The 14,958-nt window shown below is 70.3% G+C and carries 12 protein-coding genes; 6 read left to right on the forward strand and 6 right to left on the reverse strand.

The annotated features are described in order from the left end of the window. Window positions 1–18 precede the first annotated feature (18 nt). Complete coding sequence (locus tag H0264_RS09525; RefSeq protein WP_181583629.1) at window positions 19–1,182, reverse strand: alpha/beta hydrolase family protein; 1,164 nt, start codon at window positions 1,180–1,182, stop codon at window positions 19–21. After that, window positions 1,179–1,865: a DUF4184 family protein gene (locus tag H0264_RS09530; RefSeq protein WP_181583630.1), complete on the reverse strand. Its 687-nt coding sequence runs from the start codon at window positions 1,863–1,865 to the stop codon at window positions 1,179–1,181. The genes H0264_RS09525 and H0264_RS09530 overlap by 4 nt, the downstream gene beginning before the upstream one ends. Before the next feature lie 83 nt (window positions 1,866–1,948). On the opposite strand from H0264_RS09530, the gene H0264_RS09535 reads away from it, so the two are divergent. Then, complete coding sequence (locus tag H0264_RS09535; RefSeq protein ID WP_181583631.1) at window positions 1,949–2,638, forward strand: pyridoxamine 5'-phosphate oxidase family protein; 690 nt, start codon at window positions 1,949–1,951, stop codon at window positions 2,636–2,638. Between the two features lie 3 nt (window positions 2,639–2,641). Here the strand turns inward: H0264_RS09535 and H0264_RS09540 are convergent, their stop codons facing one another. The 3 genes from H0264_RS09540 to H0264_RS09550 all read right to left on the reverse strand — a co-directional run bounded on the left by H0264_RS09540 (window position 2,642) and on the right by H0264_RS09550 (window position 6,666). Next, a complete protein-coding gene (locus H0264_RS09540; protein ID WP_181583632.1) occupies window positions 2,642–4,450 on the reverse strand; it encodes a WD40 repeat domain-containing serine/threonine protein kinase in 1,809 nt (602 codons plus the stop codon). 136 nt (window positions 4,451–4,586) lie between these two features. Next, window positions 4,587–5,843, reverse strand: a complete 1,257-nt coding sequence (locus H0264_RS09545; RefSeq protein ID WP_244976143.1) for a hypothetical protein — start codon at window positions 5,841–5,843, stop codon at window positions 4,587–4,589. A gap of 61 nt (window positions 5,844–5,904) precedes the next feature. Continuing rightward, a complete protein-coding gene (locus tag H0264_RS09550; RefSeq protein WP_181583633.1) occupies window positions 5,905–6,666 on the reverse strand; it encodes a crotonase/enoyl-CoA hydratase family protein in 762 nt (253 codons plus the stop codon). A gap of 77 nt (window positions 6,667–6,743) precedes the next feature. Here H0264_RS09550 and H0264_RS09555 point away from each other — a divergent pair, with 77 nt between their 5' ends. The 5 genes from H0264_RS09555 to H0264_RS09575 all read left to right on the forward strand — a co-directional run bounded on the left by H0264_RS09555 (window position 6,744) and on the right by H0264_RS09575 (window position 12,146). Further along, the gene (locus H0264_RS09555; protein WP_181583634.1) at window positions 6,744–7,343 is read left to right on the forward strand and encodes a TetR/AcrR family transcriptional regulator; all 600 of its coding nucleotides are present in this window, start codon (window positions 6,744–6,746) and stop codon (window positions 7,341–7,343) included. Between the two features lie 15 nt (window positions 7,344–7,358). Continuing rightward, window positions 7,359–8,981 (forward strand): acyl-CoA dehydrogenase family protein, encoded by a 1,623-nt coding sequence (locus H0264_RS09560; protein ID WP_181583635.1) that lies wholly within the window; start codon window positions 7,359–7,361, stop codon window positions 8,979–8,981. 79 nt (window positions 8,982–9,060) lie between these two features. Then, window positions 9,061–10,140, forward strand: coding sequence for a CaiB/BaiF CoA transferase family protein (locus H0264_RS09565; RefSeq protein ID WP_181583636.1), 1,080 nt, complete (start codon window positions 9,061–9,063; stop codon window positions 10,138–10,140). 48 nt (window positions 10,141–10,188) lie between these two features. Then, the gene (locus H0264_RS09570) at window positions 10,189–10,695 is read left to right on the forward strand and encodes a GNAT family N-acetyltransferase (protein ID WP_181583637.1); all 507 of its coding nucleotides are present in this window, start codon (window positions 10,189–10,191) and stop codon (window positions 10,693–10,695) included. Between the two features lie 59 nt (window positions 10,696–10,754). Further along, window positions 10,755–12,146 (forward strand): DUF1731 domain-containing protein, encoded by a 1,392-nt coding sequence (locus tag H0264_RS09575; RefSeq protein ID WP_181583638.1) that lies wholly within the window; start codon window positions 10,755–10,757, stop codon window positions 12,144–12,146. Window positions 12,147–12,249: 103 nt separating this feature from the next. Here H0264_RS09575 and H0264_RS09580 read toward each other — a convergent pair whose 3' ends face one another. Then, the gene (locus H0264_RS09580) at window positions 12,250–14,955 is read right to left on the reverse strand and encodes an ATP-binding protein (protein WP_181583639.1); all 2,706 of its coding nucleotides are present in this window, start codon (window positions 14,953–14,955) and stop codon (window positions 12,250–12,252) included. Window positions 14,956–14,958: the final 3 nt, after the last annotated feature.

Consider the following 14,958-nt stretch of genomic DNA (forward strand, 5'->3'; position numbering starts at 1 on the left):
TCGCGGCGGGCCGACCGGTCAGCGCAGCCGCCTCAGCTCGGGTTCGGTCGGCGGCTGCTCCAGCACGGTGTCGGTGCGACCGCGCAGGAACTTGTCGAACATGGCCGCCACATAGGTGTGGACCAGCGTCACGCCGCGGTCGCCGATGGCGCCGATGTAGCGCGAGGCCAGGCCGCGCGCCGCGGGCGGAATGAGCTGGGGATAGTCGGTGAAGTCGTAGTGCGCCGAATCGCGCATGGTCACATGCTGTTTCCAGCCGGTGCCGCTGCGCCAGAACGCGTCGAACGACGGATTGCCGTCACCGACTTCCTCGATCTGCTGACTGGTCAGCAGCAGGACCGGCCGATCCGTGCCCTCGGTGATCACCCGGCCGAAGTCCTCGTCCACACCGATCTGACCGTCCATGTCGACGGCGGCGTCGATTCGCGGGTCCTCGTGCATGGCCTCGACGGCGGTGTAGCCGCCGGAGGAATGGCCCGCATAGCCGATGTGCTCCAGATCCAGTGCCCGATCCAAACCTGATGGGAGCGAACGCTGTTCGGCATCAGGATTGATGCCATTCGCGAGCTGGGTGAGTGAATCGAGCACGAACCGGGCGTCGAGCAGCCGGGCGTCGATGTACTTCCCGCGGATCGCGGTATCGAACCCGTTCGGTGCGTCCGCGCGGTAAACGATTCTGCCACCGGGAAATTCGACGAAAGCCGGCTCGTAGGTGTGATCGATGGTCACCACCACATACCCGCGACTGGCCAGGTCCTCGGCCAGGCCGTTGCCCCACAATCGGGTATCGCCCGCACCGGGCGAATAGAGCACCACCGGAAAGCTCGCGCCCGCGGGAACCGGTGCGCCTGTGGCGGAATTGGTGAATACGCCGGGCAATCGAATGCCCAGCTGCTGGTCCAGGCCCGGCATGAACTGGTTGGAAAGATAGCGGGTGCGCGGGTATTTCTCGGTGTCGGTGGCCGGGTAGAAGACCGAAACCATCAGTTCCCGTGCGGTATCCGGCTGGAACGGGTCCGGCCGGTTCCTGTCGACCAGGTGCAAGGTCGTTGTCCCGACCTGGAATTGGCCGCCGGGCTTGGCGAGCACGACGATCCCGACGGGCGCGGCCTCGGCCGTACCCGCTGCCGTGGTGGTCAGGGCAATGGCCGTGACTGCCGCAGCGGCTGCGCGCTTGATCAAACTTTCCCCCGTGTGCTGAAAGCAATTGCCACATAAGCCCCGACCGCGATCACCATAGCCCGGATTGCTCCGACGAGCACGTGACGTACGGCGTCGTAGAGGCTGATGGTTGTGACCGGATCTGTACTCGCCGTGAGCCCGCCGAGCAGTGCGGCGCAGGCGAATCCGGTGAGGACCCAGCGCCGGTGTGGTAGTGCTGGTCCCGGCCGGGTCCGGCGGAACCAGCGGGCGGCGTACCAGGCGAGTGCCAGCAGGCCCAGGGCCGAGGAGATGTATCCGATCACGTTGTAGACGCGGTGCGGTCCGATCACGGCCTCGCGCAGCACTTCCCAGTGCTGCACCGCGATGCCGTCGGTATGGGTGAGCGAATCCCACGCCACGTGCGTCAACGCGCCCACCCCGAGCGCCGCGGCGGCCCGCCACACTCCCGGCCAGGAGAGGGTGGTCGTTCGGCCGATCAGACGCAGCAGCGGCGCACGCGCCATCCACGCGATGGCCAGCAGTGCCGCCCCGAGCAGCACATCGACAGGTAGCCCGAGGGCCGAGTGGGTCAGCTCTCCGCCCGGTCCGAGCGGAATGTAGTACCCGGCGTCGGGTGCGATGCTGCCCGCCACGAGGCCCGGAAACCACAGCGTCCGGCGTAGCGGCAGCACCGCCGCCGGGTGTGCGAACGTGAACGGCACAGTTGGATCCCCCCGAAGTGGTCTGTCGAATCGGCCGGGAATTGGCTATTTGGTGAGGCCATTTCTCCGGGGATGCTGGTCACATGAGTGAGTCAGCCTCGATCCGGACCCCATTGTCGCCCACGCTGCGTAGCACGCCGACTCGCCTCAGGGACCGGGCCGCCACCGATCGCGCCGAGTTGGATGCCGTGCTCGATGCCGGGCTGGTGTGCCACCTCGGGGTGGTCATGCACGGTTCGCCCGTGGTCATTCCCACCGTGTACGGCCGTGACGGTGACACGCTCTATCTGCACGGGTCGACCGGTGCGGGAAATCTGCGCGCCGCTCTCACCGGGGCGGTGTCGGTCGCTGTCACACACGTGGACGGCCTCATCTACGCCCGTTCGGCCATGCACTTCTCCATGAACTATCGGTCGGCGGTAATCCATGCCCGCCCAACGGAACTCACCGATGCCGACGATCGGATGCACGGGCTGCGGGTGATCGTCGAGCATGCCGCGCCGGGCTCGTGGGACGCGGTGCGCTCGCCGAACAAGAAGGAGCTCGCCGCCACCATGGTGCTGGCGCTGGACCTCAGCGAGGCGTCGGTGAAGATCCGCACCGGCGGGCCCAGAGACGATGCCGCCGATATCGCGGCGGGGGGCGTCTGGGCGGGCGTGCTGCCCATTCGGCAGGTCTTCGACGCGCCGGTACCGTCCGCGGATCTGGAGCCGGGAGTCGAAGTGCCCCAGCATGTGCTGGCCCGGCTGGCGGACCGTGTGCCGGTGCACTGACGGTTACAGCCGCCACAGCCGCACGGCCTCGCCGCCGCTGCAGGTGGCCAGCCAGGCGCCGTCGGGATGGAAGGCGAGACCGGTCACCGGACCCTGGTGGCCGGTCAGCGCTGGACCGAGCTCCTCCCGGGTGCGCGGGTCCGAAAGGTACACCGCGCCTGCGGCTGTCGCGGCGGCGAGGGTGCCCTTCGGACCGAATGCCAAGCGGGTGAACGCCGCTCCGCTCCGGGTGAGCGCCGGTTCCAGCAGCTGGGTGGCGGCGGTGTCCCACAGCTGTACCGTCGTCTCGTTGATGACCGCTGCCGCAAGGGAATCCACCGGACTGAATACCAGATGCCGGATCGAATGCGAGTACTGGGAGGTGCTGCGCAACGCGAGCGGGAGCAGATCCCAGCGCACCAGGGACGTGTTGTACAGCGCGACACCGATTTTGGTGCCGATGGCGAGATCCCCGGCCGGAGTGAAGGCGATCGAGCTGACGCCCCAGCTGCCGATCAGGACCCGCCGCATCGATCCCGCGCGCTGCAGGTCGTACAGGTAGACGTCATAGGTGGTGCCGACCGCCAGCAGCCGGCTGTCGGGGCTGAAGGACAGATCGACGACATCCCCGGTCACATTCAGCGTGATCGGCGACCGTTCCCCGCTCCGGACATCCCACAGCCCCAGGCTGCCACTCGCCGAGGCCGCCAGCATCGTGCCGTCCGGACTGAAAGCGACGGCGAAATCCGAGGTGTCGCGTCCGGCCCGATGCCGGCCGTGGTGTCCGGGCTCGGTGTGGGCGGTCGCCTGCGCGGGATCGTCCACCGCCAGCCAGCGGACCGTCTCGGGTCCGGCCGTGGCCAGCAGACTGCCGTCCGGGCTGACGGCCACGGCCTTGGCACGGGCGGTGCCGGAAACCGTTGCGGGACCGGGCTCCGGGGGCTTGCCCGCAGCGGGCTGCGCGCGCGTCTCCCGCACTGGCGCGACGCGTTCCACGGGCGCCGCGGTGAGCGCCCGCCCGGCCGCGTCCGCGAGCGCCCCGCAGGTCGGATACCGGTCCGCCGGATTCTTGGCCAGGGCCTGCGCGATGACCGCGTCGAAGCCGGGCGGTGTGCCGGGCCGAAGTTCGCTGACCCGCTGCGGCTTCCGGCCGAGATGCGCCCCGATCAGCGCGGCGGCGTCGGCGGCCACGAACGGTCTTCTGCCGGTGAGGAATTCGAACAGCGTGCAGCCCAGCGAGTACACGTCGGACCGGCGGTCGGTGACCTCACCCCGGAACCGTTCCGGCGCGGTGTAGGCCAGCGTGGTCACCAAGCCGGATCGGGTCGGGGTGTCGCCGAGGCTGCGCGCGATGCCGAAGTCGGTGACCAAACCGTGTTCGCGCCCTCCGGATTCCCGGCGCACCAGCAGATTGGCCGGCTTGACATCGCGGTGCAGCACATTGTTCGCGTGCGCGTGGTCCAAACCCCGTGCGGCATCGGCGATCAGCGCGACCGCCCGCTCCGCCGCGAACGGCCCGGCATCCCGGAGCAACTGCGCGGCGTCACCACCCTGCACATAGCCCATGGCGATCCACAGCACGGCGTCGCCGGCGGCGCTGTGGTCGTAGACCGGCACGATATTCGGGTGCTCGAGTTCGGCCGTCAGTTCGGCCTCGCGTTCGAAGCGGGAGCGGACGGTCTCGTCGGCGGCCATGGACTCCGACAGCACCTTCAAGGCGATCTTCCGCTTCATGCGCGGATGCTGTGCCAGGTAAACCTTGCCCATTCCGCCGGATCCGAGCAGTAGCCGAATCGTGTACCCGGCCAGCACGTCTCCCGGCTGCAGATCCACCGGCTGTCTCCTCATCTTTCCCCCCGGGCACCCGGCGGGCGAATGCCACCCATCACCTGACTCGATGGGTGGCACCGATCATGCAGGGCGACACCGGCGCTCGCAACGGAATCCGGGGGCGGGCGGGTGTCATCTCTTACCAGCAGGTCCCTTCCAGTCCGAGATCGGACAGGGCGGCGCGGGCGAGCCCGCGCAGGGTTGCGTTGTCGCGCAAGACATCCGGGTCGAGGCTCACCAGGGACAGGGTGTAGCTGTCGGCGATGCGGGTGAGATAGCCGGACAGCCGGGTGCGGGGGAGGCGATCGGGCGTCAGGCCGGGGTGGATGGCGCGGGCGGCGACGCCGGTGCAGGCGTGGGAGCCGAGCGTGAGCAGGGAGTCGGGCAGGGTTCCGATATTGGAGCACAGGATGTCTCGCTCGCCCGCGCCCTGTGCCAGGCGGTGGGCCCAGCGGTCGGGGATGACCTGGAGCAGCTCCTCCGGCATGCCGCCGGGGGCGGTCATGCGGTGCTCGTAGGCGGCGCGTGCCTTGCGGCGGAGGGTGGCCGGGGTGTCGTCGCGGTCGATGCGGATCTCCGTCATGGCCATGTCGTTGTCGACACGGGGTTCGTCACGAGTGTCGACGGGGAGGCTGGCGGCGATCGAATCCTGCGGGAAACCGGTGCGCCACAGCATATTCGCCATGAGGTGGACGAAGAGGCTGTTGGCGGTGCCGTCGTGGGCGACCGCCACCCGGTTCCACTCGCGCGCCGGGATCTGCACGACCGCACTGCGGGTGGCGTTCGCCGCCGTGCCGGGTGTGGTGTTGTCGGCGGACAACGCTTTTCGTGGAGTGACCGGAGTCGGAGGGGGCGGCATGCCGTGGCGCAGTGCGCGCGCGACGCCACCCAGGACCGTGCGCCACTGCCGACGGGCGTCGGCCCAATCCGAATGCGCCGCAAGGGGAGCCGCGAGCGGTGCGCCGGCGAGGGCGTGATCGACGGCGAGCGTCACCGCCCGGCCGTCGGCCAGGGCGTGCGAACAGGTCAGGGCGACCACCGAGCCGCCGTCGTCCAGCGCGGCGGCGGCCAGCCGCCAGCCCGGACCGTACTCCGGATCCAGGTCGCCGCCCAGCCGGTCGGCCCAATCCAGCACTGCCGCAGTGGGAATCGGCTGCGCTGTCGTTTCCAGCGGATAGCAGTGCCGGTTCGCCTGCCAGCGCGGCCGGGCGCCCGGCACCCGGGAGCGCACCACCCGCCGGGCCAGTGGGCCGGTGCGCAGCGCCTCGTGGACGCGGTGCAGGAGTTCGGGTTCGACCGGGTCGGCGGTACGCCAAATCCCCTGCAGAACGATCGGGGTGCCCATGCCCCGATGCGCCCGCAGGAAGATCTCGTCCACCACGCTCAGTCGATTCATCGCACTGGAGCGTACCGATCGGTGTGGTATTTCGACCACGTGCGCGCGTGCGCGGGGGTGATCAGGCCGGGCGGCCGTGGCGACCGGCGCCGGAGGCGAAGCGCTGCGCGCCGTCCAGTGCGCCGTCGCCGAGGGCTTTGATCCCGTGCCGGAGTTCGTTGCGGATGGCCGCGTCCTCCTCCAGGCCGTCCTGTTCCAGCACCGACATGCGGTCCGAGCGCAGGCAGGTCTGCGGGAGCGCGGCCAGCTGGGCGCCGAGTTCCTCTGCGGCCCGGCGGGATTCACCGGTCGGGACGACCTGGGTGACCAGGCCGATCTGCAGTGCCTCCGGAGCGCCCACGGCCCGGCCGGTGAGAATCAGATCCATGGCGCGGCCGGTGCCGATGATGCGCGGCAGGCGGACCGTGCCGCCGTCGATGAGCGGCACGCCCCAGCGGCGGCAGAAGACGCCGAAGGTGCTGTCCTGCTCCGCGATTCGCAGATCGCACCACAGGGCCAGCTCCAGCCCGCCCGCCACCGCGTAGCCGGAGACCGCGGCGATCACCGGCTTGGACAGCTTCATGCGGGTCGGGCCCATGGGGCCGTCGCCGTCCTCGGTGACCTGGTTGGAGCGTTCGGTGCCGAGGCCCTTCAGGTCCGCGCCCGCGCAGAAGGTGCCGCCCTCGCCCCACAGCACCGCGACGGCGGCGGTCGGGTCGGCGTCGAATTCGCGGAAGGCGTCGGCGAGGGCTGCGGCGGTGGGGCCGTCGACCGCGTTGCGGGCCTCCGGGCGGTGCAGGATCACGGTGGTGACGGGGCCGTTGCGTTCGATTCGTACGCTCACGGGCTCGACCATACGCCGTACACGCCTGTGTTCGGGAGCCCTTGCGTGAAGAAATGAATCCGTGCTTCACTTCTTTCGTGGCCTACCGCAGAACCCCTGCCGTCCAGGCCCGCCTCGACGCCCAGGCGGGGTCGATCGTGCGGGCCGCCATGAAGGTGCTGTCCGAACAGGGCTTCGCCGGATTGTCCATGGCCACCGTCGCCGCCGAGGCCGGCATCGCCACCGGCACCGTCTACAAGAACTTCAGCGGCAAGGCCGAACTCATGGCCGCCGTGTTCCGCGAGGTGGTCACCCGCGAGGTCGCCACCGTGGCCGCCGCCGGCAGCGCCGGTGAAACCGCCCGTGAACGCGTGACGGCCGCCGTCGAAACCTTCGCGGGACGTGCGCTCAAGAACCCCAAACTCGCCTACGTGCTGCTGGCGGAACCGGTCGATACCGCCGTCGACGCCGAGCGGCTGCGCTTCCGGCGCGCGTTCGCCGAGACCTTCGAGTCCGCGGTGGCCGCCGGTGTCGCCAATGGTCAACTGCCGCCGCAGGATCCGCGCACCAGTGCCACCGCGCTGGTGGGCGCCATCGGCGAGGTGCTGGTCGGTCCGCTGGCCGAACAGCTGCAGAGCGAAACCGTGGTTCCCGAGCTCGTCGCCTTCGCTTTGCGCGCCCTCGGCATCCCGAGCTGAAACAGGAGTCCCTCCATGCACACTCACGACGTGTTCAATCAGGTACCGAACATCGTCCCCTTCGACAACTCCCGCAATCCGGCGCTCATCGAGGGCCTGCATCGGGAGGGTGCGGGCTGGGCCGAGGCCGAGGTGCGTGAACTCGGCGCGCTCGCAGGCGGTTTCGCGGCGCAGGAGTGGGGCCGGGTGGCCAACGACTACCCACCGGTCCTGCACACCCACGACCGCTACGGGCATCGCGTGGACGAGGTGGAGTTCCACCCGTACTGGCACAACCTCATGGAAGTCGCTGTGGCACACGGTTTGCACGGCGCACCGTGGCGCGACGACCGGCCCGGCGCGCACGCCGCCCGCGCCGCCAAGTTCTACACCTGGGGCATCGCGGACGCCGGGCACATGTGCCCGATCTCCATGACCTACGCGGTGGTTCCGGCCCTGCGGCACAACCGGGAACTGTCCGAGAAGTTCGAGCCGCTGCTGGCCTCCGGCGTCTACGACTACGGGCTGCGGGAACCGTCCACCAAGGCCGGTCTCATCGCCGGCATGTCCATGACCGAGAAGCAGGGCGGCTCCGACGTCCGCGCCAATACCACCACGGCCACACCGCAATCCGACGGCGCGTACCGCATCGTCGGCCACAAGTGGTTCACCTCCGCGCCCATGTCGGACATGTTCCTCACGCTCGCGCAGGCGCCGGGCGGCCTGTCCTGCTTCCTGCTGCCGCGCGTGCTGCCCGACGGTTCGCGCAATCCCCTTCGGCTGCAACGGCTCAAGGACAAGCTGGGCAACAAGTCCAATGCCTCCTCGGAGATCGAATACGAGAACGCCACCGGCTGGCTGGTCGGCGAGGAGGGCGCGGGCGTGAAGACCATTATCGAAATGGTCAATATGACGCGCCTGGACTGCGTCATCGGCTCGGCCACCGGCATGCGCGCCGGCGTCACGCACGCGGTGCATCATGCCCGGCATCGAAAGGCGTTCGGCGCCAACCTCATCGACCAGCCCGCCATGCGCAATGTGCTGGCCGACCTGGTCGTCGAATCCGAGGCCGCCACCACCGTCATGATGCGCCTGGCCGGCGCCACCGACCGGGCCGGCGCCGACCCGGCCGAGGCCGCGCTGCGCCGCATCGCGCTGGCCGTCACCAAGTACTGGGTGTGCAAGCGGGCCCCGGCGCATGCCGCCGAAGCCCTGGAATGCCTGGGCGGCAATGGTTATGTCGAGGACTCCGGCATGCCCCGGCTGTACCGCGAGGCCCCGCTCATGTCCATCTGGGAGGGTTCGGGCAATGTGGCGGCGCTGGATGCGTTGCGCGCCATGGCCCGTCAGCCCGAATCGGTCGAGGCCTTCTTCGCCGAGGTCGCCCTGGCGCGCGGTGCGAACCAGCACCTGGACACGGCCATCGATCGAATCGGCAAGGAGCTCACCGACCTCGCCGATATCGAGTACCGCGCCCGCCGCGTGGTCGAGCTCATGGCCCTGGTGCTGCAGGGTTCGCAGCTGGTGCGGCACGGCAATCAGGCCGTGGCGGATGCCTTCTGCGCCACCCGATTCGGCGGCGACTGGGGCATCGCCTTCGGCACCCTGCCCACCGGCATCGACACCGAGGCGATCCTGGAACGCGCGTACGTGGCCTGAGCCGGTTCGATTGGCACGCCAATTTAGAACGTGTTCTACTCGGGTGGATCATCCACAGGGGTAGAGCAAGGGGCAGATCGTGAGCGCAACCAGAGGGCCGCTGACCGGGGTTCGGATTGTCGAGCTGGCCAGCATCGGGCCCGGCCCGCACGCGGGCATGATGCTGGCCGACCTGGGCGCTGACGTGGTGCGGGTGCAGCGGGCCGGGATCGACCGGACGGTGCCGCCCGCGCAACTGCGGGGCCGCCGGACCGTCGAGGCGAATCTGAAGGACCCGGCCGACGTCGCGGCCGTGCTCGAACTCGTCGATCGCGCCGATGTGCTGATCGAGGGGTTCCGGCCGGGCGTGGCCGAACGACTCGGGCTCGGGCCCGAACAGACGCGGGCCCGCAACCCCCGGCTCATCTACGGCCGGGTCACCGGCTGGGGACAGGACGGGCCGCGCGCCGCGCAGGCCGGGCACGACATCAACTACATCGGAATCACCGGGGCGCTCAATGGAATCGGGCGCAAGGGTGAGCGGCCGGTGCCGCCGATCAACCTGCTCGGCGACTACGGCGGCGGCTCGGTCTTTCTCGTGCTCGGCGTGCTGGCCGCGCTATACGAGCGGGAACGCTCCGGAGAAGGGCAGGTCATCGACGCGGCCATGACCGACGGCGTACTCACGCTGGCGCATTCGATCTGGGTCGCGCACCAGGCCGGCGCCTGGTCCGACGAGCGCGGCACCAACCTGCTCGACACCGGCAGGGCCTGGTACGACACCTATCGGACCGCCGACGGGAAGTTCATGGCCGTCGGCGCCTTCGAGCCGCAGTTCTACGCGGAACTGTTGCGCGTGCTCGAACTCGACCCGGAATCCCTTCCGCACCAGATGGATCCGGCCGGGCAGGACATCCTGCGCAAGGTCTTCACCGAGCGCTTCGCGGCCAGAACCCAGGACGAATGGTGCGCCCTGTTCGACGGCGTCGACGCCTGCGTCACCCCGATTCGCAGCTTCACCGACGCCGCCACCGACGAACACCTCACCGCCCGAGGCGCTTTGATCGAACTCGACGGGGTGCGCCAGCCCGCGCCCGCGCCGCGCTTCTCCCGGACCGTGCTCCCCGCGCCCGCGCCGGCGCCCACCTCGGCGACCCCCATCGGTGCGATCTGGGTGTAGCCCGTGTGATCGGATGGGGTGATCACGCACTGCCCCAGGAGGATTCCGATGTCCGAGACCATCACATTCCGGCGGCCCGTCGAAGACGACTTCCTGCGCGTGCAGGACGGCCTCACGCACTGGTGGGGTGGTCTCGGCGGCGAGGAGGGCGCGCGCCAGCGCCGTCTGCTGGTGCCGCGCCTGTTCCTCCAGCACTTCACCACCACCAGCCAGATCGCCGAGGGACCGGCGGGCGAACTCGCGGGCTTCCTGATCGGCCTTCTCTCCCAGGACGATCCGAGCGGGGCCTACATCCACTTCGTGGGCGTCCACCCGGACCAGCGGCGCGGTGGCCTGGGATCGGCTCTCTACCAGCGCTTCTTCGCCGACGCCCGCGCCGCCGGGCGCACCCGCGTCCGGTGCATCACAGGGACCGGCAATCTGCAATCCATCGCGTATCACACCAGCCTCGGCTTCCGGATCGAACCGGGCGACCTCGACCTCGACGGCGTGCCCGCCACCTCCGACTACGACGGCGCGGGACTCGCGCGCGTGAAGTTCGTCCGGGAGCTCTGAATCGCGTTGAGAGTCACGACACGCTTCCGTGTCGCGGGCTGCGGGGATAGCGTCGAAGCATGGCTCGTACAACGTCGTACACGCAGTTCATCGCACTTCCGCCGCAGGAGCTCTGGGCCGTCGTCGGGGACCCGGCGCGGTGGCCGGAATGGAATGCGCGCGTTACCTCGGTGACCCTGTACGGGGAGCCGGGGGCCGGCGTCACGGGCGACTATCTGCCGCGCGGGCGGATGTCCGAGGCGATCCACGGGCGGCTGGCGAAGCCGTTCGTCATCGCCACGTTCGTGCCGGGGCGGGAACTGAGCATCGAGCAGCCGGAGCCCGCGGGGACCATGCGGGTGCGGTGGACGCTGACACCCCGCGACGGCGGGACCGAGGTCGCGCAGGAGCTGACGTTCAGCGGTCCGTCGGCGCCGGTGTTCCGGAAAGTGGTGGGGGACAACCTCCAGACGGATGCACGGACCAGCTTCGCGCGGCTCGCGCAGGTGGCCGGGATCGCTCCCGCGGCGGAGGCGCTGTCGGTGGTGATCGCGGGCGGGAGCGGGGCGCTCGGACGCAATATCGCGGCGGATCTCACCTGCCGGGGGCATCGGGTCACCATTCTGACCCGGCGCGCCGCTGCCGCGCTGCCGTACGAGCAGGTCATCTGGGATGGCCGCACGGTCGGGGATTGGGTTGCGGCGCTCGACAATCCGGGGAAGACAGCGCTGATCAACCTCGCGGGCAAGCTGGTCGACTGCCGGCCCACCGACCGCAATATCGCCGAATTGCGCAGCAGCCGAGTGGATTCGACCGAGGCGCTGGTGGCAGCCGCGAAGAACCTGGCCGCGCCGATCGACTACTGGGTGCAGGCGAGCACCACCGCCATCTGGGCCGACGCCGGCGAAACACGGTGTGTGGAAAGCACTCCGCTGCCGGACCCCGGGCTGCCGCAGATGACCGGGGTCGCCGAGCCGTGGGAGCGGGCGTTCACCGGGGCCAATGCCGAGCACTGGACGATTCTGCGCACCTCGATCGTGCTCGATCCGGACGCGCCGGCCATGAAGCGGCTGGCACTGCTCACCAAGGCGGGACTCGGCGGCAGCGTCGGGAACGGGCGGCAGTGGTTCAGCTGGATTCACCTCGACGACTGGCTGGCCATCGTGCGCGCGGCCGTCGGGCTGGATCCGCAGGTGACGCTGCCGAACGGAATCGTGGTGGCCGCCACCGATTTTCCGGTGCGCAACCAGGAACTGATGTCGGCGCTGCGGCGGCATCTGCACCGGCCGTGGTCGCCGCCCACCCCGGCGGCCGTTCTCGGCATCGGTGCGGTCGTGCTGCGCACCGATCCGGCGCTCGGGCTCACCGGGCGGCACGCCACCTCGGAGGTATTGCGGCAGGCCGGATTCCGTTTCCGCTACCCGACCCTCGACGAGGCGCTGCGTAACCTGCTGCCCGGCACGCGGCCATAGCATCTGGTTATACACGCAGGTATTAGGCGGTATTCGACGGCGGCGAGAAGGCCGAGGTGCCTTCGAAAACCGGGCCACCTGTCCGATACCGCCGGGACGGAATTCAGTCGAGTTCGAGCCGGGCCAGCTCCACGCGGCTCGAGACGCCGAGCTTGCGGAAGGCGCGGGATAGGTGGTGTCCCACCGTTTTCGGGCTGAGGAACAAGCGTGCGCCGATCTCCTTGTTGGTCGCGCCGCCCGCAGCGAGCCGGGTGACCTGGAGTTCCTGCGGGGTGAGGAGTTCGGCGAGGCCGGGATTGGCCTGCGGCACCGCGCCTTCGCCCGCGGCGCGGAGTTCGTCGCGGGCGCGGTCGGCCCAAGCCGGGAGGCCGAGCCGTTCGAACGCCTCCAGGGCGTCCCGCAATTCGGAGCGTGCCTCGGCGGTGCGGCGTTCGCGGCGCAGCCATTCGCCGAAGAGCAGTGAGGTGCGGGCGCGATCGAACCAACGGCCCTGGCGCGCATGCAGTTCCAGGGCCCGGGTGAAGGCGTCCGCATCGCCGTTCAGCAGGGCGGTGCAGCGCAGCAGCAGAGCCTGCGCCCACGGGGCCTCCAGGGCGTCGGACCAGATGCGCAGTGCGGCCAGGGCGGGAGCCGCGCGTTCGGGCTGATTGGCGCGGACGGCGGCCTCGACGCGGTCGGCGTAGGCCAGCACCCACTGGCCCTGCCGGTACAGCGGGACATGGTCCAGGGCTTCCAGCCGTTCCAGGGCGGAAAGGTATCTGCCACAGGTCATGTCGAGTTGCGCCACGGCCCAGTCGAGCAGGGCGTGATGCATGCTGGCGGTGCGTGGATTGGCGCGCACCGTGTCCACCAGCTCCAGGCAGCGCTGTTCGTCCCCGGCGACGGCGGCGACGAGCGCCAGATTGGTCGCGGCGTGCACGATTCGGATCGGTTGGTCGATGCTCTCGCCGATGCGGCGGCCCTCCACGGCCAGCACCGTCGCCTCACGGAAGCGCCCGCCGATCAATTCGACAGTGCTGAGCCACAATTCGATGGCCGCCAGCCAGCCGAGCTGTCCGCGCAGGCGGCAGCTCTCCGCGACCTCGCTGAGCACCTCGCGCGCGGTATCGACATCACCGAGCACGATGGCGTGGGTGGCCAGCGCGAAACGGATGGCGGGCGCGCGATCCCGATGCCGGTCCGGATCCTCCACCACCTTGCGCAGCAACAGGATGCCCTGGGTCGGGTCGTCCTCGTAGAGGGCCAGGAAGGCGTCGTAGGCCTGGAGGAAACGGTTGCGGTCGGTGCTGGGCGGTAGTTCGGCCAGCAGGTCGCGGCAGGCTCGGAAGGCGGCCAGATCACCGGCGGCCCAGGTGATCCGGCCGGCATCGAGCAGCAGGACGGCCGCACGATCGGGATCACTGTGCGCCACCGCCGCCGCGCCCGCCCGCAATCGCCCATGCGCGGAAGCCAGTGCGCCGTGCTCGAATTCGATGTGCGCCAGCACGCCCGCGAGCCGGGCCCGGGACTCCGCGGAGCAGCTCGCGGCCGCCGCGGCGTGGCCGAGTCGGGTGGCGCGCGCGAATTGTCCCGCGTTGGTGGCTGTTTCGACCGCGGCCAGCAGGCGACGCCCGCGTTCGGCGGGGTCGGGCGTGAGTTGCGCGGATCGCTCCCACGCGGTGGCCGCCGTGCCGAAACCGGTGCGCTCACCGGCCCGCAGGGCCGAGGCTTCCAGTGCGGCCGCGACGGATTCGTCCGGTCCGGTGGCCGCGGCGGCGCGATGCCAGGTCTGGCGGTCCGGATCGTCGGCCAGCGCCCGCGCCATGGCCGAATGCACGGCGACGCGCTGGGCTTCGGAGGCGATGCGGTAGGCGGCGGCCCGCACCAGCGGATGCCGGAATGTCACCGACTGCCCGGTCACGGTGACCAGGCCGGTGCGCTCCGCATCGGCCAGGGGCTCCGCGCCCGAGCCCAGGGCGCACAGCACATTCAGCACCAGGCCGAGCGCGCCGGACTCGTCGGCGGCCGACACCAGCAGCGCCAGCCGGATCGGCTCCGGCAGATCGCCGATGTGCTCCTGATACCCGGATTGCAGCCGATCCGACAGCGCCAGCGGCCCGACCGGCAGCGCGTCCAGATTCATCCCCGGCAATTCCAACAGCGCCAAGGGATTTCCGGCCGACTCCGCCAGCACCCGGTCCCGCACCTCGACCGGCAGCTCCGGACTGTGCTCGGCCAGCAGCGCCCGCGCCGCCTGCGCGTCCAGCGGCGCCGGGTGCAGGATCTCGAGCCCGGCGGCCGTGAAATCCGGCCGTCCCGCGAACAATACGGCGATGCCCTCGTCACCCAGCCGCCGCGCGGTGAACAGCAGCGCGTCCAAGGACGGCTGATCCAGCCACTGCGCGTCGTCGATCAGGCACAGCACCGGACCCTCGTGCGACAGCTCCGCGAGCAGTGACAGCGTGGCCAGGCCCACCAGGAACCGTTCCGGATCCCGTTCGGCCGAGGCCAATCCCAGCGCCCCCGACAGTGCCCCGGCCTGCGGTTGCGGCAGCGCGGGCAGATGCGCCAGCGCGGGTTCCAGCAGTGCGCGCAACCCGCAGAACGGCAACTCCGCCGCGGTCTCCATCCCCGTGCAGCGCAAGACCCGCCACCACGGCGACGCTCCCGCAGGCAAGGTCGCTCCCGTCATTTCCGCCGCTCGCTCGAGCAGCGCGGACTTCCCCTCCCCGGGCCCAGCCACCACCGCCACCGCGCCACTCCGCCCGCGCGCGGCCTCGGTCAACAGTGTGCCGATCCGCCGTTCTTCCCTCTCTCGGCCGTACAGCACCCA

The organism is Nocardia huaxiensis, from assembly GCF_013744875.1.
GTDB classification, from domain to species: Bacteria; Actinomycetota; Actinomycetes; order Mycobacteriales; family Mycobacteriaceae; genus Nocardia; species Nocardia huaxiensis.